Origin of the sequence: Pedobacter borealis DSM 19626, assembly GCF_000708285.2 — a bacterium.
GTDB classification, from domain to species: Bacteria; Bacteroidota; Bacteroidia; order Sphingobacteriales; family Sphingobacteriaceae; genus Pedobacter; species Pedobacter borealis.
The window spans coordinates 1-23,678 of the sequence record NZ_JAUG01000112.1 but is presented as its reverse complement, the minus strand read 5'-3'; the positions used below and the strand labels follow the sequence as shown (position 1 = coordinate 23,678).

General features: G+C 37.7%; 24 protein-coding genes. 18 read left to right on the top strand and 6 right to left on the bottom strand.

What is annotated here, in order from left to right; translation table 11 throughout:
* Positions 1-437: 437 nt before the first annotated feature.
* Positions 438-3,104, bottom strand: a complete 2,667-nt coding sequence (locus AW17_RS21140; RefSeq protein WP_029279830.1) for a valine--tRNA ligase — start codon at positions 3,102-3,104, stop codon at positions 438-440.
* A gap of 364 nt (positions 3,105-3,468) precedes the next feature.
* Here AW17_RS21140 and AW17_RS21135 point away from each other — a divergent pair, with 364 nt between their 5' ends.
* Positions 3,469-3,891, top strand: a complete 423-nt coding sequence (locus AW17_RS21135) for a DoxX family protein (RefSeq protein ID WP_051692021.1) — start codon at positions 3,469-3,471, stop codon at positions 3,889-3,891.
* 1 nt (position 3,892) lies between these two features.
* Here the strand turns inward: AW17_RS21135 and AW17_RS21130 are convergent, their stop codons facing one another.
* Both AW17_RS21130 and AW17_RS21125 read right to left on the bottom strand, forming a co-directional pair.
* Entirely contained in the window at positions 3,893-4,528 is a 636-nt protein-coding gene (locus tag AW17_RS21130) for a Uma2 family endonuclease (protein WP_029279825.1), read from the bottom strand.
* A 136-nt stretch (positions 4,529-4,664) separates the two neighbouring features.
* Entirely contained in the window at positions 4,665-6,647 is a 1,983-nt protein-coding gene (locus AW17_RS21125) for a heavy metal translocating P-type ATPase (protein WP_029279823.1), read from the bottom strand.
* A 347-nt stretch (positions 6,648-6,994) separates the two neighbouring features.
* Between AW17_RS21125 and AW17_RS21120 the strand changes: the two genes are divergently transcribed.
* From AW17_RS21120 to AW17_RS21105, 5 genes are all read left to right on the top strand, one after another.
* Positions 6,995-9,028, top strand: coding sequence for a M13 family metallopeptidase (locus AW17_RS21120; RefSeq protein WP_029279821.1), 2,034 nt, complete (start codon positions 6,995-6,997; stop codon positions 9,026-9,028).
* A gap of 503 nt (positions 9,029-9,531) precedes the next feature.
* Positions 9,532-10,347, top strand: a complete 816-nt coding sequence (locus tag AW17_RS21115; protein WP_051692020.1) for a DUF2625 domain-containing protein — start codon at positions 9,532-9,534, stop codon at positions 10,345-10,347.
* Complete coding sequence (locus AW17_RS21110) at positions 10,337-10,642, top strand: hypothetical protein (RefSeq protein WP_157280386.1); 306 nt, start codon at positions 10,337-10,339, stop codon at positions 10,640-10,642. Before AW17_RS21115 ends, AW17_RS21110 begins: the two co-directional genes overlap by 11 nt.
* A 26-nt stretch (positions 10,643-10,668) precedes the next feature.
* Positions 10,669-10,818 carry a tetratricopeptide repeat protein gene (locus AW17_RS25445; protein ID WP_083488797.1) on the top strand — a complete coding sequence of 50 codons (150 nt, stop codon included), beginning with the start codon at positions 10,669-10,671 and terminating at the stop codon, positions 10,816-10,818.
* Positions 10,819-10,821: 3 nt separating this feature from the next.
* Positions 10,822-11,277 (top strand): DinB family protein, encoded by a 456-nt coding sequence (locus AW17_RS21105; RefSeq protein WP_029279815.1) that lies wholly within the window; start codon positions 10,822-10,824, stop codon positions 11,275-11,277.
* A 41-nt stretch (positions 11,278-11,318) separates the two neighbouring features.
* Here AW17_RS21105 and AW17_RS21100 read toward each other — a convergent pair whose 3' ends face one another.
* Positions 11,319-11,657 (bottom strand): MmcQ/YjbR family DNA-binding protein, encoded by a 339-nt coding sequence (locus AW17_RS21100; RefSeq protein ID WP_029279813.1) that lies wholly within the window; start codon positions 11,655-11,657, stop codon positions 11,319-11,321.
* A 249-nt stretch (positions 11,658-11,906) separates the two neighbouring features.
* Here AW17_RS21100 and mnmC2 point away from each other — a divergent pair, with 249 nt between their 5' ends.
* The 7 genes from mnmC2 to AW17_RS21065 all read left to right on the top strand — a co-directional run bounded on the left by mnmC2 (position 11,907) and on the right by AW17_RS21065 (position 18,158).
* Positions 11,907-12,569, top strand: coding sequence for a tRNA (5-methylaminomethyl-2-thiouridine)(34)-methyltransferase MnmC2 (gene mnmC2, locus AW17_RS21095; RefSeq protein WP_029279811.1), 663 nt, complete (start codon positions 11,907-11,909; stop codon positions 12,567-12,569).
* 661 nt (positions 12,570-13,230) lie between these two features.
* Positions 13,231-14,178 carry an aldo/keto reductase gene (locus tag AW17_RS21090; protein ID WP_029279809.1) on the top strand — a complete coding sequence of 316 codons (948 nt, stop codon included), beginning with the start codon at positions 13,231-13,233 and terminating at the stop codon, positions 14,176-14,178.
* Between the two features lie 80 nt (positions 14,179-14,258).
* Entirely contained in the window at positions 14,259-15,368 is a 1,110-nt protein-coding gene (locus tag AW17_RS21085; RefSeq protein ID WP_029279807.1) for an AI-2E family transporter, read from the top strand.
* 1 nt (position 15,369) lies between these two features.
* Positions 15,370-15,666: a hypothetical protein gene (locus AW17_RS21080; RefSeq protein ID WP_029279805.1), complete on the top strand. Its 297-nt coding sequence runs from the start codon at positions 15,370-15,372 to the stop codon at positions 15,664-15,666.
* 16 nt (positions 15,667-15,682) lie between these two features.
* Positions 15,683-16,132: a DoxX family protein gene (locus AW17_RS21075; RefSeq protein ID WP_029279803.1), complete on the top strand. Its 450-nt coding sequence runs from the start codon at positions 15,683-15,685 to the stop codon at positions 16,130-16,132.
* Positions 16,133-16,151: 19 nt separating this feature from the next.
* Complete coding sequence (mazG, locus tag AW17_RS21070; RefSeq protein WP_029279801.1) at positions 16,152-16,958, top strand: nucleoside triphosphate pyrophosphohydrolase; 807 nt, start codon at positions 16,152-16,154, stop codon at positions 16,956-16,958.
* 75 nt (positions 16,959-17,033) lie between these two features.
* Positions 17,034-18,158 carry an ATP-binding protein gene (locus AW17_RS21065; RefSeq protein ID WP_029279799.1) on the top strand — a complete coding sequence of 375 codons (1,125 nt, stop codon included), beginning with the start codon at positions 17,034-17,036 and terminating at the stop codon, positions 18,156-18,158.
* Here the strand turns inward: AW17_RS21065 and AW17_RS21060 are convergent.
* Positions 18,153-18,536, bottom strand: a complete 384-nt coding sequence (locus AW17_RS21060; RefSeq protein WP_051692019.1) for a YchJ family protein — start codon at positions 18,534-18,536, stop codon at positions 18,153-18,155. The two genes, AW17_RS21065 and AW17_RS21060, sit on opposite strands and share 6 nt — an antisense overlap.
* A gap of 74 nt (positions 18,537-18,610) precedes the next feature.
* On the opposite strand from AW17_RS21060, the gene AW17_RS21055 reads away from it, so the two are divergent.
* The 3 genes from AW17_RS21055 to AW17_RS21045 are packed head-to-tail and all read left to right on the top strand — an operon-like array spanning position 18,611 to position 20,307.
* Complete coding sequence (locus tag AW17_RS21055) at positions 18,611-19,411, top strand: tRNA pseudouridine synthase A (protein WP_029279795.1); 801 nt, start codon at positions 18,611-18,613, stop codon at positions 19,409-19,411.
* A gap of 36 nt (positions 19,412-19,447) precedes the next feature.
* Positions 19,448-19,894: a hypothetical protein gene (locus tag AW17_RS21050; protein WP_029279793.1), complete on the top strand. Its 447-nt coding sequence runs from the start codon at positions 19,448-19,450 to the stop codon at positions 19,892-19,894.
* Between the two features lie 11 nt (positions 19,895-19,905).
* On the top strand, positions 19,906-20,307 hold the full coding sequence (locus tag AW17_RS21045; RefSeq protein WP_051692018.1) for a hypothetical protein: 402 nt from the start codon (positions 19,906-19,908) through the stop codon (positions 20,305-20,307).
* A 56-nt stretch (positions 20,308-20,363) separates the two neighbouring features.
* Here the strand turns inward: AW17_RS21045 and AW17_RS21040 are convergent, their stop codons facing one another.
* Entirely contained in the window at positions 20,364-21,584 is a 1,221-nt protein-coding gene (locus tag AW17_RS21040; protein WP_029279788.1) for an ABC transporter permease, read from the bottom strand.
* Positions 21,585-21,763: 179 nt separating this feature from the next.
* Between AW17_RS21040 and AW17_RS21035 the strand changes: the two genes are divergently transcribed.
* Positions 21,764-23,032: an exo-beta-N-acetylmuramidase NamZ family protein gene (locus AW17_RS21035; protein WP_029279786.1), complete on the top strand. Its 1,269-nt coding sequence runs from the start codon at positions 21,764-21,766 to the stop codon at positions 23,030-23,032.
* 160 nt (positions 23,033-23,192) lie between these two features.
* The gene (locus AW17_RS21030) at positions 23,193-23,399 is read left to right on the top strand and encodes a hypothetical protein (RefSeq protein WP_029279784.1); all 207 of its coding nucleotides are present in this window, start codon (positions 23,193-23,195) and stop codon (positions 23,397-23,399) included.
* Positions 23,400-23,678 lie beyond the last annotated feature (279 nt).

Genomic DNA, 23,678 nt, shown 5'->3' with positions numbered 1-23,678 from the left:
TTTGTGGCGTTTTAATCAAGTTTTCTGTTAAGACGGTCGTCACCCTGAATTTATTTCAGGGTCTTTCACGCTAAAAAGATGCTGAAATAAATTCAGCAGGACGATAAAGCGGGATTAGGCGTAAATAAGATATAATTTTCAGCAAATAATTATCGAACTCAGGTTAATAAATAAAAAAGCCTTTCAGAAAATAATGAGGGCACTGAAAAACTACCTATTTAAAAAGGGCTTATGAATTTTTAATTTCATAAGCCCTTTTCTTTGCGATATTCGCAATCTCCTAAGTTTATTTTGCAATTAGACGATCCAAAAGGGCCTCATCTGTCATTTTTTCTCAATACTTAATTAGACAATTTTTTACATGGACTTTTTCAGTGCCCTCAAAATAATCTGAAAGGCTTTTTAGGGTTACGATCGCAGCGTCTGTAAAGTTATTATTATCCTAAAACCGCTAAACTTTCTTCAATAATTTTGATTTTAGCTTCAGCGTCGGCTTTTTTATTCCGTTCGTTTGCAATAATTTCCGGTTTTGCGTTCTGTACAAAGCGTTCGTTGCTCAATTTAGCATCTACCGACTTTAAAAAGCCCTGTAAATATACTAAATCGGCATTTAAACGCTCACGTTCTGCTTCCACATCAATATTTTCGGTTAAAGGGATGAAAAATTCATCTTTGCCAGCCATAAAAGCAGTTGCGCCAACAATTTTGTCGTTTACAATTTCCGCTTCTGATACATTGGCCAATTTGAAAACAATATTTAACCATTTTTCGTAATCGAGGTCAGAATTTATTTTGATACTTAAAGGCAACGCTTCTTTAGGAGAAATCTGCTTCTGGTTCCTAACATTTCTAATTTCGGCTACCACGGTTTTAATTACCTCTGCATCTTTCAATAATTGCGCATCAAAAGCCCCGCCTTTCGGGAATTCGGCAACAATACAACAGTCCATTTCTGCGCGCTCGGCAAACAGATCATCATGCCACAGCTCTTCAGTTAAGAAAGGCATGTTCGGGTGTAATAATTTGATGATATTTTCGAAGAAACCGACTGTAGCTTTAAAACTCTCCGCATCAATCGGTTGCTGATAAGCTGGCTTAACCATTTCTAAATACCAGGCACAGAAATCATCCCAAACCAGTTTGTAGGTAATCATTAATGCTTCCGATAGACGGTATTGTTTAAAGTTAGCTTCAATTTCTACCAAAGCTTCGTTAAAGCGGTTTTCGAACCAGGATATGGCCTGGGTATTCGGGTTCGCTAAGTTTTCGTCAACTTCCCATCCTTTTACCAAACGGAAAGCATTCCAGATTTTACTGGCGAAATTACGTCCCTGTTCGCAGTAACTTTCATCAAACATTAAATCGTTTCCGGCAGGTGACGACATTAACATCCCCACACGAACGGCATCGGCACCATATTTTTCGATCAATCCAATCGGATCAGGTGAATTACCCAAAGATTTAGACATTTTACGGCCTAATTTATCGCGTACAATCCCTGTTAAGTATACATTCGTAAATGGTTTTTTACCCATAAACTCATGTCCGGCCATAATCATACGGGCCACCCAGAAGAATAAAATTTCAGGTGCGGTAACCAGATCGTTGGTTGGATAATAATAATTGATGTCTTTATTTTCAGGATTTTTAAAGCCGTCGAAAACTGAAATCGGCCATAACCATGACGAAAACCAGGTATCCATCACATCGTCGTCCTGCCTTAAAAACGGCTCTAACTGATGTTTGAATCCAGCTTTTTCTGTTTCCGAACAGCTTTCATCCAAATGTTTTTTCTTCCAGAATTCTTCTAATGCTTCATCTTTAGTTTTGGCAACCACCCAATTTCCTTTATCATCGTACCAGGCCGGGATTCTCTGGCCCCACCACAACTGGCGACTAATGTTCCAATCGCGGACATTCTCCATCCAATGGCGGTAAGTATTCTCAAATTTATTCGGAATCAGGTTTACCTCTCCATTCAGCACATCATCCAAAGCTGGCTGCGCCATCTCCTTCATCTTCACAAACCATTGCATGGAAAGTTTTGGTTCGATAGCGGCATCTGTACGTTCAGAAAAACCAACCTGCGATTTATAATCTTCAACTTTGTCCAAATGCCCAGCTTCTTCCAGCATTTTAGCGATTTTTTTACGCGCAACAAACCTGTCTTCGCCCACTAAAATAACCGCTAATTCATTTAAAGTTCCATCATCGTTTAAGATATCGGTAACCGGTAAATTATGTCTTACGCCCAGTTCATAATCATTTAAATCGTGCGCCGGCGTAACTTTTAAACAGCCTGTACCAAACTCAATATCCACATATTCATCCTCAATAACCGGAATTTCGTGGTTAACCAAAGGCACGAACACTTTTTTGCCTTTTAAGTGCATAAAACGCTCGTCGTTCGGATTGATACAGATTGCTGCATCGGCCATAATCGTTTCCGGACGCGTTGTAGCTATCGTTAAAAACTGGTCTTCCGTTCCCGAAATCAGGTATTTTATATAATATAGTTTTTGATTTACTTCCTTACGGATTACTTCTTCGTCAGAAACCGCAGTTTTACCGGCTGGATCCCAATTTACCATACGGATACCACGGTAAATCCAGCCTTTTTTGTACAAGTGGATAAATGAATCGATCACCGCTTCAGAAAGATCTTCTTCCATGGTGAAACGGGTACGGTCCCAATCGCAACTTGCACCCAGTTTCTTTAACTGTTCTAAAATAATACCGCCGTATTTCTCTTTCCACTCCCAGGCATATTTCAAAAATTCATCCCGCGAAAGATCTTTTTTATTAATCCCCTGCTCCTTCAACATCGCCACAACTTTTGCTTCAGTAGCAATAGAGGCATGGTCAGTTCCTGGCACCCAACATGCATTTTTACCTTGCATACGGGCTTTACGGATCAATACATCCTGAATGGTATTGTTAAGCATATGCCCCATGTGCAGCACACCGGTGACGTTTGGAGGCGGAATGACGATGGTGTAAGGCTCGCGTTCATCGGGTTCGGAGTGGAAAAATTTCTTCGATAGCCAATAGCTATACCATTTATCTTCTGTTTCTGCAGGATTGTACTTGGTGGATATGCTCATGAATGATATTAAAAGTCCAAAAATAGCTAATTAAGCTGAAAGACCAAAGCAGAGTAAGCCGAAAGACTCAAGCAAAATCAAGGCGTTTTAATATTCTCTATTCTTATACAGTATTATTTTTGGAAAGCAGGTGCAGCATTCCATTTTAAAGTGAGTCCTACTTTTCGTTACAAGTCCTCTCCCGATGAAACCTGTGCAACAAGCAAGCATACCTATAAACAAAATTATGAATGCTTAAATCGGAATGCGGGCTTTACAATCAATCAGGTTTACAAACATGGGCTTGTGCCACTAAAATTATATGCTAAATACATTCACTTCAATAGATAATTGTATTTTAGTATAACAGATCATTTAAATTCCGATGGATACTAAAAACGCTAAAATTGCTTATACTATTTTACGCACAACAGTTGCTATAATTTTATTATCGCATAGTGTTTTGGGTATATTTGATGGGGGAATTAATGATTTTGGAAATTTTTACCTGAATAAAGTAGGATTTGCACCTTTTGGGGTAGCCATTGCCTGGATAATTAAACTTTCACACATAGTTTGTGCAGTGCTTCTTATCATGAATAAATATATCCGCCTGGCATGTTTTGCAACAATTTTTATATTGATAATGGGCATTATCATGGTACATTTTAAGGAGGGCTGGTTTGTTGTAGGCGGCGGAAGAAATGGTATGGAGTATAACTTCGTGCTCATATGCGTATTAACCGCTATTATGCTTTTGAATGCTGATTCGAACGATACTACACAAAAATCAAAAGTGAAAAAATAAGTTAATCGATATCGTCAAAAACATCATCTAATTCCAATTCAAAACCTGGTAGTACCGATGAAGTGATTTTTTCGCTATGGGTAAATATTTTAGAAGGCTGAAATTTGCCCAAATCATTAAGGGTGTAAATGAGGATGCTTTGATCGCTTTGGCTAACCACCCAATATTCTTTAACACCGAATTCTTCGTAAACGCGATATTTATTAAGCAGTTCCATTTTGGTATTGCCAGGAGATAAAATTTCAATCACAAGATCGGGCGCACCGATACAACCGCGGGCATCTAATTTACTTTTATCACAAACAACACAAATATCGGGCTGTAATACCGTATATACATCCTTATCAGCTTTACTTTCTTTTGGAAAACGGACATCGAACGGTGCAGAATAAACTTTGCAGGGTTTATCTTTTAGAAAAATGTCTAAATTTAAGAAGATACTGCCAGCAACTTCCTGATGTACCCTTGAAGGCGCAGTACTCATTTTAAAGATTTTACCTTTAATCAGTTCTACTCTTTCAGGAAAAAGCCAGTTTAAATAATTAGAGTAGCTATAAGTTAACGACGCATCAAGTTCATTGAATTGCCTTACGGGCTCATCATCGTTTAAAACCGGATATGGAATAGGCTTAGACATAAACGAATATACTAATTTTTATAGTAATTTATTTTTCCAATTTTCAACATATTAATACCATTAAGAAATTAAGGACATTAAGTTTTAGGCAATTCCTTAACTATCTTAATTTCTTAATGGTAAAAGGATAAATGCACTAAAACTTCATTTTCTGTATTCTCACGGCATTTAAAATGGCCAAAAGTGCAACACCAACATCAGCAAAAACGGCTTCCCACATGGTGGCAATACCGCCCGCACCTAAAATTAAAACCAATGCTTTTACCGCGAATGCCAATACGATATTCTGGATCACAACCTTTTTGGTTGCCTTACCGATTTTAACCGCAGTTGCAATTTTAGAAGGCTGATCGGTTTGGATAACTACATCGGCCGTTTCAATAGCAGCATCGCTCCCCATTGCCCCCATGGCAATACCAATATCGCTAATGGCCAATACAGGCGTATCATTTATTCCATCGCCAACAAATGCCACTACCTTGCTGCTGTCACTTTTAATTTCTTCCAGTCTAGCAACTTTATCTTCAGGTAATAAATCGCCAAAATAAGTATCAATACCTAAACCTGCTGCTACTTTTTTAACAATTGAAGTTTTATCACCGCTCAGCATCACTACCTGTTTTATTCCGTTTTCGTGAAGCTGCTTGATGGCTTCTGCGGCGTCTTCTTTTATTTCATCAGCAATTAAAACATATCCTACATATTTTCCCTCAACGGCAACAACCACAATACTTTCTTCGATAGCTGTAATCTTGGCATCAAAGGCAATATTAAATTTCTCTAAAAGCTTTGTGTTCCCTGCCAAAACCACTTTGCCATTTACCGATCCCTTTAAGCCCATTCCAGCGATTTCCTCAATATTTTCGGCGGGATGGATTTCTTTCTGGCCTGCGTATTCTACAATGGCCTTAGCAATTGGATGGGTTGATTTTGCTTCAACGGCAGTTAATAAATTCAAAAACGTTGCTTCATCGATACTGCTTTCTACTTTCTGAACCTTAAAAACACCTTTTGTCAAGGTTCCAGTCTTATCCATTACAACAGTATTCAGCTTGGTAATTAAATCGAGGAAATTAGAGCCTTTAAAAAGAATTCCATTTGCTGATGCAGCACCAATGCCACCAAAGTATCCTAATGGAATAGAAATCACCAGCGCACAGGGGCAAGATATAACCAGGAAAACCAGCGAACGATACAACCAGGTTTGGAAATGATACTCGCTCCCTAAAACCAAAATTGGGATAGTAACCAGCGCAAGGGCTAAAAAGAAAACAATTGGGGTATATATTTTAGCAAACTTGCGAATAAAGAGCTCGGTTTTAGCTTTACGCGTAGTGGCATTCTGAACCATTTCCAAAATGCGCGACAATGCACTATCGGCAAAAGCCTTAGTTACTTTTACCTCGACTACCTTATCCAGGTTAAGCATCCCCGCTAAAATTGATTCACCTTTATTAATTGTACGTGGTTTACTTTCGCCTGTTAAAGCAGCGGTATTAAAACTGCTTTTATCACTGATCAGTTCTCCGTCTAAAGGGATTTTTTCTCCGGCTTTTACTTGTATGGTTTCGCCAATTTCTACCTTTTCGGGATTAACATCTTCGTATTTTCCATTACGGAACACATGTGCTACATCTGCACGAACATCAAGTAAAGCTTTAATATTCCTTTTGGCACGGTTTACAGCAGCCATTTGAAACAACTCGCCAATGGTATAAAAAAGCATCACCGTTACACCTTCTGGGTATTCGCCAATGGCAAAGGCACCAATAGTAGCGATAGACATTAAAGAGAATTCGGTAAAGAAATCTTTGGCTTTAAAAGTTTCCCAAACCTCACGTAAAACCGGAATTCCCACAGGCAAATAAGCCACGATATACCAATAAGGCCTGATGACCTGAAATGCAGGAACCTTAAATAGATTATCAAACACAATCCCGATCAGCAGCATAACCAATGTTACAATGGCTGGCAGATAAGTTTGAAAGGCCGACGGATCTCCACCATGATCGTGGTCGTGTTCGTCGCCTTCTTCGTGTGCATGATCGTGGTTATGTTTTGGAGCGGAATGTACTTTACTGCTGCAACAGCTATCTTCTTTATCGTGTGAGTGGCTCATTATATGTATTGTATGCTAAACATCTTTTTTATTTATTATCGATAAAACCTCGCAGGTTTAGATAACCGTTTTCAAATTTATGGAAAATAAAATGCTTTATCCCGAATCGTTCTTGATAGCAATAAATTTTACAAGTACACAATAAATTTTGTTAAAAAATGTTAATACTGTATAAAAGATTTAAAATCATGAAATCTATTAAAATTTCTTTTTCAGCGTCCGAACTTATCAGACGACTTGGTTTAGCAAAAATTTACTACTGGTTTAACAAGTAATATTCTTAATATATAACACCAGTATTAATTAGTATTTCATAAATTTCGCATAATTACTAACTTATTAAGCGAATGAAATACCAAAATTTGAAAAGATGTTTTGCGGCGCTAGGTATAGTCGCTGCAGGCTTTTCTGCAAATGCACAAACCAAAAAATTTATCGACCCTGCTAACATGGATCTTTCCGTTAAGCCAGGCGACGATTTCTACACCTACGCAAGTGGCACGTGGATAAAAAACAATCCTGTTCCTGCTAAAGAAACGCGTTGGGGTTCATTTAACGAACTTCGCGATTTCAATATCAATGCTGTTAAATCTTTGGTAGAAGATGCAGCTGCTGATAAATCTGCTCCTGCAGGTTCCGTTAAACGTAGAGTTGGCGATTTTTATACGGCTGCCATGGATAGTGCAACCATAGAAAAACTGGGCTATACACCAATAAAAGCCGATTTAGAGAAAATCAAACAGATTAAGAATATTCAAGGTGTGCTAGATCAGGTGGCTTACATGCGAACCAATGGTTTAGGCGGTGGAATGTTCGGTTTGGGTGTTGGCCAAGACCGCAAGAATGTAAACAAGTACATGGTGAATATTGGTCAGGGTGGCACAACACTTCCCGATCGTGATTATTATCTGAAAGATGATACCCGCAGTGTTAAAATACGCGAGGCTTATAACACTTATATAGCTACGCTATTTACCCTAACAGGAAGTACCCCTGAAGAAGCAAAACAAAAAGCAGCAACCGTTTATAAAATTGAAAAGCAATTTGCCGAAGCGCAGATGAGCCGTTTAGAAATGCGTGATCCTTACGCCACCTACAACAAATTTACTGTTGCAGAACTGAACAAAAAAACTCCAGATATTAACTGGACAACCTATTTACCTAAATTTAAAATCAAAAATCAAGATACCGTTCTGGTTTCATCGCCTAAATTTATGGCAAGCCTGGACGGAATGTTGAAATCAGTTCCAGTTACCGATTGGCAAACTTATCTGGAGTGGAACATTTTAAAAGGTTCTGCCTCTAGTTTAAGTTCTCCATTTGTTAAGGCAAGTTTCGCTTTCACACAGGCTCAAACTGGTCAAAAAATACAAACACCACGTTGGCAACGGATGTCATCTTTAACTGATGGCACTATTGGCGAATTATTGGGCCAGCTTTATGTAGCCAAGTATTTTAAGCCGGAAGCTAAAGAACGCATGAACCAGATGATTGTGAACTTGCGTAAAGCATTCGAAATCAGAATCAATGGTTTGGAGTGGATGAGCCCTGAAACCAAACAAAAAGCATTAGCTAAACTCAATGCATTTACACCAAAAGTGGGTTATCCGGAAAAATGGAAAAACTATGATGGTTTAGTGATTAATAAAGATACTTATTTCCAAAACTTACGCAATGCAAGTGTTTGGGCTTACAACGAAATGGTTGTTCAGTTAGGTAAACCTGTAGATCGCAAACGTTTTGGCATGACCCCTCCAACAGTTAATGCTTACTACAGCCCTACCCTGAATGAAATTGTTTTCCCTGCAGGTATTTTACAGTTTCCTTTCTTCGATCCAAATGCCGATGATGCCGTTAACTACGGTGGTATTGGTGCGGTAATCGGTCACGAAATGAGCCATGGTTTTGATGACAGCGGAAGTCAGTACGATGCTGCCGGTAATTTAAAAAACTGGTGGACAGCTGAAGACAAAGCCAAATTTGATGCTAAAACAAAAGCTTTAGGCGAACAGTTTGATGGCTATACCGTATTGGATACGGTTCATGTAATCGGTAAATTAACCATGGGCGAAAACATTGGCGATTTAGGGGGCTTAAACGCGGCTTATACTGCTTTTAAAATGACTAAACAAGGTCAAAGTAATGAGAAAATTGATGGTTTTACGCCAGATCAGCGTTTCTTCCTTGCTTGGGCGCAGGTGTGGAGAGGTAATATTTTACCAGAAAGTGCCGCTCAATTAATTAAAACCGATCCACATTCTCCAGGCCCGTACCGTACTATTGGTGCACCTGTAAATATGGATGCATGGTACAATGCTTTTGATGTTAAACCTGGCGATAAATTATATAAAAAGCCAGAAGACAGAATTAGAATGTGGTAGATTGAGGTGGAAGCTTAAAAGGTGGAGTGTTTAAGGCTTTCCATTCAATAGTTTAAAATCAATTATTTATCATCCCTATATTAAAGGCGCCCCGTTTCATTGGGGTGTTTTTGTTTTATTAGCGTGGTGTCAGATGTTACCATCTAACACTGGCTGAAATTATCAATTCAATTCATCGAATTAATCAATTCTTTTTAGATATTGGATAAATCAGTCGGATAGTAATATCCGACTGCACGATTAATTACACAAAAAGACAGAATTAGAATGCAGTAGGTTGAGGTTGAAGGTTAGGCGTGGTGTCAGATGTTACCATCTGACACTGGCTGAAATTATCAATTCAATTCATCGAATTAATCAATTCTTTTTAGATATTGAATAAATCAGTCGGATGGTAACATCCGACTGCACGATCATTTGATTTAGCAAATCAAAAATTATCCCACTCCTTTCAACAATTCTTAATTATCATTCTATCTTTGGAAAACATAAGTCCCTTTTTCATGAGAAGCGCATTCAAAACAATTCTTATCCTAAGTTTAACTTTATTCTCTTCAAGAACCTTTGCTCAAGATAATAAGTTAATCAGTCTCGAAGCATTGGTAAATAAAACCGATCCGGCCTGGCCGTTGGTAAAAAAGTGGATCGATTCTGCCAAAAATAAGGTGGAGGTTCTGCCAGTTGATTCTGCAAAAGCAAAAGAAGTTTTATATCACTCGCAAATGACTACCTATGCTACACTTGGCTCGGTAATCTACAATACCGGAGGCATTATGGTTGATAATGGCTGGATTAGAATCTTAGGCTCGGGCAGCGAACGATTGAGCCGAAATGTTGCCGAATGGAACAAAGGAAAAACCATAAAAGAATATGGCGATAACATCCCTTATCTATTAATTGCTGATGACGCTGTAGGTGGTTTCTTTGCCATCAATTATGGCGGCTTGGGTAAAGACATTAAAAACGTGTATTACCTGGAGCCTAACAGCCTAACCTGGCAACCGCTTGGGGCTGGCTATGGTGAGTTTCTTGTTTTTTGTTTTGATAGTGATCTTTCTAAATTTTACAAGGGTCTCCGCTGGAGCAATTGGAACCAGTTTATTACGAATTTAGACGGCACCAAGACTTATAGTTTCCGTCCATATTTATGGCAAGAGGAAACCGATATTGATAAATGCACGCGGAAACTTGTTGGGATTGAAGAAATGTATCGTTTTAATATCATGAAGTCGAAAGAACTGAATGCTGATAAAGGCATAAAAAAAGACGATACACAAAAAGATGAAGTGAAAAAAGAGGAAACAAAAAATGAACAGTAAAGTACCCGTATTTAATCAAATCGCATGGTCATCTTTGATCATTCAATTGGTAATCATTTATATGTTTTATTATGCCTTTGAAAAATTAGCCATTGGTGATGCTATATTAATGGCAGCCCTTTTATATTCACTATTGGCTTTTATTCTTAGAAAAACTATTGCAAAAAACCATCGGAAGGGAATAGCAATCATCAAGCAACACCGATATCAGGAATCTATCCCCTATTTCGAAAAAAGTATTATTTTTTTGAGCAGAACAGCTGGGTTGACGAATATAGGTTTATTACTTTATTGAGTTCTTCTAAACTATCGTATAAAGATATGGGGCTTTGCAATATTGCATTTGCCTATAGCCAGATTGGGGAGGGAGAAAAAGCAATTTTTTACTACGAGAAAGCTAAGACGATAAACCCTTCAAATGGCCTGGCAATAGCTGGATTAAATATGCTAAATTCCATAAAACAGAAATAAATCATGCTTGCTACCATCGTCCAGATTAAAAACACCAGAATTTTTATTCTAGAACTGGGAAAAGATTTAAGTACCGAACAGTTAAATAAAATCCCTACAGGTTTTAACAATAATATTATCTGGAATATCGCCCATTTAACCGCGGCGCAGCAAAATATGTGTTATGTAAGATCGGGTTTAGCAATAACTGTTAAAGACGAGCACTTTTCGCCGTTTTTAAGCGGGACAAAGCCTGAAAAATTTATTGGACAGGAAGAGATCAATTCTATTTTCGATGCACTCTTAAACAGCATGGATCGTTTAGCCACTGATTATTCTAATGGTGTTTTTTTAAAGTTCGATCCTTGGGATAAACGTTATGGCATGAAATTAAACTCAATCGAAGATGTAATAAATTTTATTCCTTTCCACGAGGGTATGCACATCGGCTACATCATGACCTTAAAGAAACTTGTATAAAAATCTTGCATTGAAGATATTTCCATACTTCAGTTTAAAATTTAAGCGTACTTTGCCTGTGTTTTCTTAGGTAATTTAGCCAAAACCATAGCTCTCGAATCAGCCACTCTTTTTTTCAGTTCTGTTTCATTAAACACCTCCAGGTTATCAACACGTATCCATTGTCGTTTAGCCATATGGTGGGCCTGTTGTATGCCATCTCTAGCCGTTAATGCATCAAACTCTTCGGGATCACACTTTATAGAGAAACTGTTATCTTCATCAATAGCGATAATGAAATACATTTTTTCTTCAATCATGAAGCATAAATGTCCCCATTTCATTCCCTCGGTTGTACCAGGTAAATTCAAACAATATTCTCTGAAAGATTCGATATCCATTTTAGGGTTTAGGGTTTAGGGTTTAGGGTTTAGGTTAAGATCAAAACTAATAACAAAAGATTAAAGAGAAAAGAAAAAGATTAAAGAGAAAATTCAGGGGTTGGGAGTCAGAAGTCCGATGATTAATCAGCCAGGCAAAACTTACGTGCGCTATAGGCTAATTTATCCTGAAATCCAGAAATCATATTAATCCTGTGGCTATATTTGCGCCATGATCTTGAAACCCAAGAATCCTTAAAATCCTAGCTCATGAATATTATAACACCTACTGCCGATGGTTCGAATACACTGTATAACGAAACTATAGGCGAACATTACCACAGTAAACATGGCGCATTACAGGAAAGCAAACATGTATTTGTTGATGCAGGGTTAAAATTCGCCTCTGCCAATTTAACTGAAGTTTCCATTTTGGAAGTTGGTTTCGGCACGGGATTGAACTTTATTTTAAGTTTCGAATATTGTGCGGCAAATAACATTAAACTTAACTATACCAGCATCGAAGCGTTTCCGCTTACTACAGATCTAATTGAGCAAACAGGTTATGCCGCGTATGTTCCCGAAGTAATATGGACCGATTTTATTTCAAATTACCCTGACGCATTAAAAACATCTCAACAATTAACGTCGCTTTGCACCTTGGAAATTCCGCATACTACATTGGCCGAATACCAGAACGACCAAAAATTTAATGTGATTTATTATGATGCCTTTTCTGTGCAGCACCAGCCCGAAATGTGGAGCGATGAAATTATTGCACATGCCTGCAGTTTCTTAAAACCAGGCGGAGTTTTTGTAACCTACGCCATTACCGGAAAGCTGAAAAGAGCCGTTAAAGCCTGCGGATTTACCATCGAAAAATTACCTGGTGCTCCTGGAAAAAGAGAAATGCTTAGGGCCATCAAAGGTTGATGGTTAAAAGGTTGAGGGCATAAGGTTTTTAGATAATTAAAGAACTTTAATAATGGCATTTACAAAAATTACAACATAAGAGTGCTTCAGCGAGCGCTTGCCCAGCCTCGCATCCGATAGCTATCGGATAACGATTTAGTGTTTAGCAGCTAAAAACATACCCTAACTTAAGGTTCTTTTTTTGGAAAGCTTAGCAGAAGCTATTGGCTCTCCGCAGTCCCGCTCCCACTTCTGCCGATGAAATATCGGCATCTCGCTTCGATCGGGTTTAGGCGGCTAAAACAGTACTACTATCTGTGGTAAAATAAACCCGACCAACAGCGTTATCCCGATTTGAGTATTATTTTATTTATTGGTTTATCTATCGGGATTAAGCAAAGGGCGGGACGGGTTTAACCAAAGCACTACAGGCCTTGCTTTTCTAAAAATAGAACGCATTTTAATTTATGGAGAAAGATTGCTTAGGCTCCGCTTATCCTGCCTCGCATCCGATAGCTATCGGGTGACGATTATGGTAACGAACTGGCTAAAATAAACCGACCGACAGGAATAACTTTAAAATTGAAGGTTAACTGCTTTCCAAAAACTACTGACATAATTCAGACTTCTGTACGAAACCTCAGTCCATCTAATTTGTTAGCATATTATTAACATTCATATCATGAAAAAAAGAATTTTAGGAAAAACCGATTTAAATATTGCACCCATTGTATTTGGAGGAAATGTATTTGGCTGGACAATCGATGAACAAAAGTCGTTTGAAATATTAAACCAGTTTGTAGAAAATGGATTCAACTTTATCGATACTGCCGATGTATATTCTCGCTGGGTACCAGGAAATAAAGGTGGAGAATCAGAAACAATCATAGGCAATTGGCTTAAACAACACAACAAACGCCACGACGTAATTATTGCAACAAAGGTCGGTTCTGATATGGGCCAGGGTAAATCTTTAAAGAAAGATTACATCATAAATGAAGTAGAACATTCCTTATCGCGCTTGCAAACAGATTATATCGATCTCTATTTCTCTCATTACGATGATGAAAATACCCCAGTTGAAGAAACCCTAAGTGCTTACGAAACTTTAATTAAAGCAGGCAAAGTACGTTGGATCGGTGCATCAAACTTTTCTGCTGAACGGTTAAAAGAATCTCTGGTTTATGCTACTGAACACAGCTTACCTCGCTACGAAGTTTATCAACCAGGATATAACCTCTACGATAGAGAAAACTTTGAGCAGGAACACGAAAAAATCTGTCTGGATTATGACTTGGGCGTAGTAAGCTATTATTCGTTAGCCAGCGGATTTTTAACCGGAAAATACCGCAGCGAAGATGATTTAAATAAAAGCCAGCGTGGTGGTGGCGTTAAAAAATTCATGAACGAACGTGGCTTTAAAATTTTAGCGGCATTGGATGAGGTTGCTGAAAAACACCATGTTGAGCCAGCTTCGGTAGCCCTTGCCTGGTTAATTTATCATCCCTCAATTACAGCACCGATTGCAAGCGTTACGGATTTAAACCAGTTAAAATCTTTTACGGATGCAGCGAATTTGAAATTATCGCCAGAAGATATTTCACTTTTAGACAAAGCAAGTATCTATTAAAAAATAATCTCTTATATTTAAATGCCCGATTGGTGAAACAATTAATCGGGCATTTTGTATTAAACAGGATTTAAAATTATATGAAAGACAAATTATCGTTCCTCCCCAAGCTTGCCTTGGTTCTTTTCTGTTTAATAAGCTTAACCTATATCGCCATTTTAGGGCAATCGCTGTTGGCACCGCTGCTTTTCTCTTTTTTAATGGCAATTTTATTATTGCCCGTCGGCAATTTTTTAGAGCAGAGATTTAAGTTTAAACGAAGTTTATCTACTCTTGTTTCAGTAGTGCTAATGATCGCTGTAATTGGCGGAATTATATATTTTTTTGGCAATCAGTTGAGCGATTTATGGGCCGATTGGCCATTGTTAAAAGAGAAAGCCAATGTTTCGTACCATGAGCTGCAGAAATGGATTTCGCACACCTTTGGTGTAAATTCTCAGAAACAACTCGATTATTTAAATGATAGTACCGAAAAAGCTTTGGCTACCAGTGCTGCTATTGTTGCTACAACCTTGGCCACACTATCTTCTACCCTATTATTTTTGGGTTTCACGCTTTTGTTTACCTTCTTCATTTTAAATTACCGCCGTGTTTTATTCACTTTCTTAACCGCTGTTTTTAAAGAAGAACATAAAGAAAAGGTTTCAGAAATCGTTAGTCAGATTCAATACATCATTAAAAAATACATCATCGGTTTATTTCTACAGATGCTTATTGTTACGGTATTAATGATTACTGTACTGAGTTTATTAGGGGTTAAATATGCTGTTTTATTAGGTTTGGTGGCAGGCATTTTCAATGTAGTACCCTATTTGGGGATATTTTTTGCGCTGCTAATAAGCTGCCTGATTACTTTTGCAACAGCAGGTGCAGGTAAAGTGCTTCTGGTTTTGATCGTTTTTGTTGGCGTTCATGCTGTAGATGGAAATGTGCTAATGCCACTGGTAGTGGGTTCGAAAGTAAAAATTAATGCACTCTTCGCCTTTTTTGGTATTGTAGTTGGCGAAATGATCTGGGGGATATCGGGCATGTTTTTATGTATACCTTATCTGGCCATGCTAAAGATAATCTTCGACAGAGTGGATAATCTAAAACCTTGGGGCATTTTAATGGGCGAAGAGCATAAGCCCGACAAAAAGAAACGCGTTTATCGGATTACGAAAAAAATTAAATTAGAAGAAAAGGATTAGTATGGCCGAAAATAGATCACCTCATATTTTAAGTACTTCTGCCAATCTGTTGGGCATTTGTTTTATTGTACTTACTTCTTTAAAAAAACTCGCACTTACCGATGGTTCCATAATTGATGAATTTGCCGTAGCTGCTGTAATGTTTTTTATGACCAGCTGTATCTTATCTTTTATCTCCATGAGAAGGGAAAGGAACGCAAGTCAAAAGTTAGAAAAAGTTGCTGATTTTGTCTTTCTATCAGGCATGATTATCTTATTCGTAGCAACGATTTTAATTGCCTTTAATTTGATCAAGTAAGTAAAAATTATAATAAATGAAACCTTTATTTGTATTACTTATCGTTTATATTGCCCTATCAGCCTTTAGCGGTCATACCACATTTGATAAAGGAAATATTTTTGCAGGCAATATCGCCATGGGCGTGATGTTACTTTTTACAGCTATAGGGCATTTCAAGTTTAAAACCAGCATGGCTGCTATGGTTCCCCTATTTATTCCTAAAAAAGTAGAAATTGTACTTTTAACAGGGGTTCTGGAAATCTTATTTGCCATTGGCCTGGCTATTGAAAGCACCAGATATTTTACCGGGATAGCCCTAATTATTTTTTACATTGCTATTTTACCTGCCAATATTTACGCTGCCAAACACCGCATCAATTACGAAGATTTGTATAAGCCAGGGCCGGGACCAAAATATTTATGGTTCAGAATACCCTTTCAGCTTTTCTTAATCGCTTGGGTTTGGTACTTTAGCGTTCGATAATATAGCTCAACCATAAAACATGCCTAACAATCCAATTCCTGCAAGTGCCAATAATCCAGCTGATGCTTTTACACGTTTACTCACTGTTTTAGATACACTACGTACGCAATGTCCCTGGGATAAAAAACAGACCATGGAAACACTGCGCCATTTAACTATAGAGGAAACTTACGAATTGAGCGACGCCATTTTAGAGGGCGATTTAGACGAAATTAAAAAGGAACTTGGCGATGTGATGATGCATCTGGTTTTTTATTCGAGAATTGCTTCCGAAACCAATGATTTTAACATTACAGATGTTTTAAACGGGGTTTGCGATAAACTGGTAAACCGACATCCACATATTTATGGCGATGTTGAAGTGCAGAATGAAGAGGACGTTAAACGCAATTGGGAGCAGATTAAACTGAAAGAAGGCAACAAATCGGTATTGGCGGGTGTTCCATCTTCACTACCAGCTTTGGTTAAGGCAGCCCGCATTCAGGAAAAAGCCCGTGGCGTAGGTTTCGATTGGGAAGATAAAAATCAGGTTTGGGAAAAGGTAGAAGAAGAACTACAGGAGTTTAAAACTGAATTTAATGTTGCCGATAATACGGCCATTGATATCGAAAAAGCAGAATCAGAATTTGGCGATGTACTTTTTTCTTTGATCAATTATGCACGTTTCATTAACATCAATCCTGAAAATGCATTGGAAAAAACCAATAAAAAATTTATCAAACGTTTTCAGTACCTCGAAACCAAAGCAAAAGAAAACGGAAAAGCCCTAGCCGATATGACCCTTGCAGAGATGGATATATATTGGAACGAAGCAAAGAAAATATAGCTAAAAGGAGTAAAATCGCAAATTTAATATAAATTTTGCGATTACATTCGCAAAATTTATATTAAATTTGCGATTATGATTTCAAGAGCAATATCAGATTCTATCGAAAAACATCTAAAAGATGAAAAGGCGGTCATCCTTTTAGGTCCAAGGCAGGTTGGAAAAAGTACGCTCTTGCAGCAGCTTTCTTCTAAATTTGCTAAACCCGTTATGTGGTGGAATGGTGATGACGCAGACATTAGAACAATACTTTCGAATACCACTTCAACCTCCTTACGTGCACTTCTTGGAAAAGCCAAAACGTTGGTAATTGATGAAGCGCAAAGAGTTGATAATATTGGTTTATCTATTAAACTAATCATTGATCAACTTAAAGATGTAAAAGTAATTGCTACTGGTTCTTCAGCCTTTGAGTTAGCCAATCATATTAACGAACCACTTACTGGTAGAAAATGGGAATATAACCTATTTCCTTTTTCGTTCGGAGAAATGGTGGAGGAAAACGGTCTACTTGCAGAGAAAAGATTATTGAACCATCGCTTGGTTTATGGCTACTATCCAGAAATCGTGAACAATCCAGGTGGAGAAGAAATACGTTTAAAACAATTATCGGACAGTTACCTATATAAAGATATCCTAACCTGGGAGAAAATACAAAAACCAGATAAGATGGAGAAATTAATCCAGGCTTTGGCTTTTCAGGTAGGCAATGAGGTATCATATAACGAACTAGGGCAATTAGCAGGTCTGGATAATCAAACAACAGAGAAATATATCGATCTGCTTGAAAAGGCATTTATTGTATTCAGATTGGGATCTTTAAGTAGGAACTTAAGAAATGAGCTAAAGAAAAGCCGAAAGATCTACTTTTACGACAATGGTATCAGAAATGCTGTAATTAATCAATTTAGTCCAGCTGTATTAAGACAGGATATTGGTGCCCTTTGGGAAAATTTCGTAATTAGTGAAAGGGTTAAACTCCTTGCTTATAAACAGATTAATTGCAACCAATACTTTTGGCGTACGCATGCACAACAGGAAATAGATTATATTGAAGAAAGAAACGGATTAATGAATGCCTACGAAATTAAATGGAACGCTAAATCTAATGCAAGATTTCCAAAGACGTTTTTAGATGCCTATGAGAATGTGGAGACTAAAATAATTACACCCGAAAACGTGAGTGAATTTTTGTTATAAATAAAATTCCCCATCCACATAATACCATTGCCCTTCTTCTAACCTGAAATTAGATTTTTCATGCAACACTTCAGTCTGAAATTTCTTATTGAGATAATAGGCCTTAAACTCGACGACATCAAAATCAGAAAAAATAATTTCGAGTTTTAGCCATTTGGTGTTTTTCGCACTGCTTAAATAAGCACTTTTCGAATGCCCTTTTCTTTTACTGCTATGCGTGGTATCGTAAAGATAAGCAACATCAGCTACAACAAAAGCCGAATATCTGGAACGCATTAAGGCTTCTGCAGTTGGTGCCGCCTTCACTTTTAAATGATAAGGCTGGCAACAATGGCTAAACGCAGCTCCACTTCCGCAAGGACAGTTTATTAAATCCATGATTAAAATTTACCACACAAAAGTATGATTTAATATTCCTGCTGCTAAAATTTCCGTAAAATTGCAGCAGAAAAATGAGGTATTTCTTTCACATTGCCTATCAAGGCCAGTACTTTAGTGGGTGGCAAAAACAGCCTGGGGTAAAAAGCGTTCAGGAAGTTATTGAACAAACCCTATCGAAGATTTTAAAATCGCCGATTGCTATTAACGGCTGTGGGCGGACTGATGCGCATGTGCATGCCAGTCAGTTCTTTTTTCATACCGATATCGAAAAAGAGATTGATTTCGACCTGCTTTACATCCTAAATAAAGCCTTACCTTATAATATCGCAGTATTCGACATTATTAAAATGGAGGGGAAACCTCACGCCCGGTTTGATGCTGTACAACGGAAATATGATTATTTTATCCATACCTATAAAGATCCTTTTTTAAGCACCCAAAGTTCCTTTTATCAATTAAATAATCTAGATTTTGATAAAATGAAAGCCGTTGTAAAACTACTACCCCAATACAAAGATTATAGGGCTTTTTGTACGCATCCTGATAAATACGAGCATACCATCTGCAATGTAATGGAAGCCGATTTATTTGCAAATCCAAAAGGCGACAGGCTGAGGTTTCATATTGCCAGCAACCGCTTTTTAGGTAAAATGATCCGCATAATTATGGGTAAAATCCTCATGGTTGGTAAAGGAGAACTTAGCTTTGATGAATTTGAAAGCGGACTGATTACCCTGCAATCCTCAAAACTATCATTACCCGCTCATCCAACAGGCTTATACCTTTCGAAAGTCACTTATCCGTATTTAAACCTCGAACCACGGACTGAATTTATCCATAGTACTCAAGGTATAGACTGGATTTCAATTTAAGTGTAGCGTTTTCATTTTGAACTCCGTTTAAGGGGTATGAAAGTTCAAATCTGTATTTTCCTTTTTGCCCTGATCTTATCTTTAGGCTGTAAAAAATCTACAAACGTAGATGTTTTATTGGATGGCAACTATACAGGTGTATTGGTAATTACCAATAGTGTTAAGTCTGTACCGGTAACCCGACTAATTTCAATCTTGCTACAGGATGGAAAATTCAACACTACTCCTAGTACCGATGCTAACCTAAAACCATCGGGAGGTAAGGGAACCTATAACTTTAAGAACGGGATCGGATATTTTACAGATGAGGGCGTTTGGACAGCCGATTTTGATTGGAATATGATTTTAAACGGCGAATACAATATTAGAAGCAGCGGAGTAGATTTAACCCTTAGAAAAAGATTCAATGCAAAAACAGATTTTTCTCCAGCTACCTCTTACGCTACCGTAGCTTATGAATATATTTTAAAAAGAAGTAGTTAATCCTCATCTAAATGAAAAATTTAATATTCTTCTTTATTGTCTTATCTAGTTTTGTTTTTGGATGTAAGAAGAAATCTGAAACAAAAACGACGAATTACGAATTTGAAATCAATACTTCGAAATCAATCGGTGCATCTACATTAGTATTAAAATCGATTAGCGATAGCCGTTGCCCAATAAATGCTGATTGTATTGGCGCTGGTGGTGCAAAAGCTTTTTTCAAATTAACAGGCAATAATATTGACCAGGAAATTGTTTTATGCAAAGGGCTTTGTGGCACATTAGAAAGTGTAGCAAACATTAAAATTAACGGCATAGATTATTCTCTCAAATTAATTGACATCACACCATATCCTCAGCTTCAGAAAAGTGATCGTACACAAACTGTAAAGGTTGAGTTGACAAGAGCTTAAGTTTAGGTTTGCTTGGGCATCGGAAAATGATCTGTCCGGTGACCCAAGTTTTTTCCTTATTTAAATCGGATTGCTTTAAGCGGAGAAACCTTGCTGATCAATAGCGAAGGGATAATCAAAACCGTTAAACATACCACTACCGTAACGATATTAAGCAGCAGCACATCAATAAAATGAAATTCTATTGGTGCATAAGCTAAAAAGTAAGAGGCCTGGTTAAGCTTGAAAATGTGAGTGGCCTGCTGTAAAAAACCAAGTCCTAAGCCCAGAATATTCCCCAGTAATAAGCCAATACCAATTAAATAAGCCGCATTGTAAAGGAAAATTTTCATAATGCTCCAGTTACTGGCCCCAAAAGATTTTAGCATCCCGATCATATTTGTTTTCTCCAAAATCATAATCAACAATGCGGTAACCATGTTAATTACACCTACAATTAACATCAGGATTAAAAGCACATTGGTGTTTACATCAAGAAGACCTAACCAGGTAAATATATTAGGAAAATTTTCTTCGATAGAATACGAGCGCAAATTACGTGGAAGCTTTTCATAAATATTATTGGCAATAGGCTTAAGTCTGTTAAAATCATTAATCCTAATTTCTATACCACCAATTTCGTTGGTCTCCCAGTTATTCAGGCGTTTAATTATATTCAGGTTGCCCAGCACAAAACCCTTATCGATATCTTCTACACCAATATCGTAAATGCCTACAATTTTAAATTTACGCGGCCGCAACTGGTTTTGAACAAAATACATGATAAAATCATCACCGGTTTTGAGTTTTAAACGATTAGCCGTATAATTCGAGATAAGTAATTCTTGCATAGCGGCCGTACTGTCAGAAAAATCGATAATGGTTCCGCTGATAATATGCTGCTTAATATAATCCCACTTGTAGTTTTTGTCTATCCCTTTAAAATTAATGCCTTCAATTTCATTATTGGCCGAAAGGATAGCAGGTTTTGTAGCAAAAGGATAATAATATTCAATGTCGGGATTATTTTTGAGCATTTTTTTTGTTTCTCCATCAAGTACGAAGGGAGAATGCTCAAAAGAATTATTCAGATCGTAACGGGTCACCTGCACATCGCCCAAATAGCCCCTTACTTTATCCTGAATTTCAGTTTTAAAGCCTTTTATAATGGCTATAGAGAGAATCATAACAGCCAAGCTCAACATCACGCCTGCTATTGCAATACGCACGATAAGTTTTGAAAAAGTACGCTCAGATTTAATGGCTATCCGCCCTGCGATGAAATATTCGAAATTCAATTTAATCAATTTGTATTAACAAAAATGCTCAATTCCTTTTTAAAAATGGCATTTTCAGAAATAAATAACCAACTTTAAACATCAATTTTTAAGTTGTAACAAGAAAATACCAATAGCATAATTGAAATATATTGTAAATTGTTTTGTTATAATACCGGAAGATTAGAATAATACTCAAAATGAAAAATTACATCAGCTTTGCTTTAACCAGTTTAATTGCGTTATCGGCCTGCGGACAACCCAAACCACTTGAACAGGAAGTTCTTGGAAAGAAAAGCCCTGAAAACAGAAAACTGATGATCAGGACTGTTAAACTGCCATCGACAATTAAAACCGGCGCGGAACAGACCGAAAAATACCTCCCGCTTCTAAAAGGAAAACGTGTGGGTATGGTGGTTAACCCCACATCAATTATCGGTACGCAGACTTCGGTTGATAGCCTGCTGAAACGAGGTGTTAAAATCCAGAAGATATTTGGTCCTGAGCACGGTTTTAGAGGCAATGCCAGTGCAGGCGTAACCGTTAACGATGATGTTGACACCAAAACAGGTATAAAAGCCATCTCGCTTTATGGTAAACACAGTACACCAACGACTGAAGATTTAGCAGATATCGACATTATGGTGTTTGATATCCAAGATGTTGGTGTTCGTTTTTATACTTATATCAATACCTTACAGCACGTTATGGAAGCCTGTGCAGCAAACAATAAAACGCTGTTGATTTTGGATCGCCCCAATCCAAATGGTTATTTAATTGATGGGCCGATTTTAGACCCAAAATTTAAATCGGGCATTGGCGTGCAACCTATCCCTATCGCACATGGCTTAACGGTTGGCGAATATGCACAGATGTTAAATGGCGAAGGCTGGTTGAAAGATAAGGTGAAATGCAAGATTACCATTATCAAAAATGCCAATTACAATCATGATATGGAGTATACTTTACCAGTTAAACCCTCTCCTAACCTAAATACACAGCAGTCTATTTTACTTTACCCATCTACCTGCTTATTTGAGGGCACCTATTTAAACCACGGCCGCGGAACGATGTTTCCATTTACTGTTGTTGGGGCACCGTACCTTAAAGGGAAATTCGATTTCAGTTTTACGCCGAAAAGTATAAAAGGAATGTCAGAAACACCATTGTTTCAGGATCAGGTTTGTTATGGCTTAGATTTAAGAACTTACGATACCTCAAAACTGGTAAAATCGAAACAGGTAAACATCAGCTGGTTAATCGAACTGTACAAGGCATCGCCAAGAAAAGAAGATTTCTTTAATACCAAGCTGAGCAAAGAAATGGGTACTATCGAAAGGTTAGTTGGTGTGGCAGATTTCAGGCAACAGGTAATCGACGGAAAAAGTGAAGCAGAAATTAGGGCGAGCTGGGAACCAGGACTAAGTGCGTACAAAACCATGAGGAAGAAATATTTGCTATACAATTAATTGTTGAACGAGAGAGGGATTGAATGACTGAATGATCGGATTGCCCTTGCAATTATTTTCAAACTTAACAGATAGCGATTTGTTATTATAGATAATTGATAGGCACTGTGCTATTCAAAATTCATTCATTCAAACATTCACTAATTCAATCATTTTAGCTATGAGCGGTCCAAAAATTAAAAGTGACAAACCAGGAAGCAATTATCAGGAAGAAGTGCCCAAAGGCAGGGAGCCTGTTGACCATAAAACGGTGAGGCATAAAAACGACAGCACCCCTAATAAAGCACCAAAAACAAATAATCCGGCTAAGCAAAGAGAATTAGAGGAACAGCCTGTTCATCCGATAAAAAAGGCACCTAAAGAATAATTTTCAAAGCACTGTCATTGCAACTGGAGTATAGCTTAATAAGCTCATTTAGAACAGATTTATCGACTGCGTTTCACTCCGCTACCATTGACATTATTTTGCAAACTACTAATAACCAACATTTTAACCTATTTTGTGTTTCCACCCAACTAGGCCGCACCACGGTATCCCCGTTCTACTTAAACCCGGCCTAACAAATTTTTCGGGCCGCACTCATCAAGCCAACCCACTAGCTTCGAAAGAAAAATTTTCAGCCGGCATTTTTTGTTTTTTCATGGG

Coding starts and splice junctions, on each gene's coding strand:
- AW17_RS21140 (WP_029279830.1), bottom strand. CDS start 3,104: ATGAGCATATCCACCAAGTACAATCCTGCAGAAACAGAAGATAAATGG.
- AW17_RS21135 (WP_051692021.1), top strand. CDS start 3,469: ATGGATACTAAAAACGCTAAAATTGCTTATACTATTTTACGCACAACA.
- AW17_RS21130 (WP_029279825.1), bottom strand. CDS start 4,528: ATGTCTAAGCCTATTCCATATCCGGTTTTAAACGATGATGAGCCCGTA.
- AW17_RS21125 (WP_029279823.1), bottom strand. CDS start 6,647: ATGAGCCACTCACACGATAAAGAAGATAGCTGTTGCAGCAGTAAAGTA.
- AW17_RS21120 (WP_029279821.1), top strand. CDS start 6,995: ATGAAATACCAAAATTTGAAAAGATGTTTTGCGGCGCTAGGTATAGTC.
- AW17_RS21115 (WP_051692020.1), top strand. CDS start 9,532: ATGAGAAGCGCATTCAAAACAATTCTTATCCTAAGTTTAACTTTATTC.
- AW17_RS21110 (WP_157280386.1), top strand. CDS start 10,337: ATGAACAGTAAAGTACCCGTATTTAATCAAATCGCATGGTCATCTTTG.
- AW17_RS25445 (WP_083488797.1), top strand. CDS start 10,669: ATGGGGCTTTGCAATATTGCATTTGCCTATAGCCAGATTGGGGAGGGA.
- AW17_RS21105 (WP_029279815.1), top strand. CDS start 10,822: ATGCTTGCTACCATCGTCCAGATTAAAAACACCAGAATTTTTATTCTA.
- AW17_RS21100 (WP_029279813.1), bottom strand. CDS start 11,657: ATGGATATCGAATCTTTCAGAGAATATTGTTTGAATTTACCTGGTACA.
- mnmC2 (WP_029279811.1), top strand. CDS start 11,907: ATGAATATTATAACACCTACTGCCGATGGTTCGAATACACTGTATAAC.
- AW17_RS21090 (WP_029279809.1), top strand. CDS start 13,231: ATGAAAAAAAGAATTTTAGGAAAAACCGATTTAAATATTGCACCCATT.
- AW17_RS21085 (WP_029279807.1), top strand. CDS start 14,259: ATGAAAGACAAATTATCGTTCCTCCCCAAGCTTGCCTTGGTTCTTTTC.
- AW17_RS21080 (WP_029279805.1), top strand. CDS start 15,370: ATGGCCGAAAATAGATCACCTCATATTTTAAGTACTTCTGCCAATCTG.
- AW17_RS21075 (WP_029279803.1), top strand. CDS start 15,683: ATGAAACCTTTATTTGTATTACTTATCGTTTATATTGCCCTATCAGCC.
- mazG (WP_029279801.1), top strand. CDS start 16,152: ATGCCTAACAATCCAATTCCTGCAAGTGCCAATAATCCAGCTGATGCT.
- AW17_RS21065 (WP_029279799.1), top strand. CDS start 17,034: ATGATTTCAAGAGCAATATCAGATTCTATCGAAAAACATCTAAAAGAT.
- AW17_RS21060 (WP_051692019.1), bottom strand. CDS start 18,536: ATGGATTTAATAAACTGTCCTTGCGGAAGTGGAGCTGCGTTTAGCCAT.
- AW17_RS21055 (WP_029279795.1), top strand. CDS start 18,611: ATGAGGTATTTCTTTCACATTGCCTATCAAGGCCAGTACTTTAGTGGG.
- AW17_RS21050 (WP_029279793.1), top strand. CDS start 19,448: ATGAAAGTTCAAATCTGTATTTTCCTTTTTGCCCTGATCTTATCTTTA.
- AW17_RS21045 (WP_051692018.1), top strand. CDS start 19,906: ATGAAAAATTTAATATTCTTCTTTATTGTCTTATCTAGTTTTGTTTTT.
- AW17_RS21035 (WP_029279786.1), top strand. CDS start 21,764: ATGAAAAATTACATCAGCTTTGCTTTAACCAGTTTAATTGCGTTATCG.
- AW17_RS21030 (WP_029279784.1), top strand. CDS start 23,193: ATGAGCGGTCCAAAAATTAAAAGTGACAAACCAGGAAGCAATTATCAG.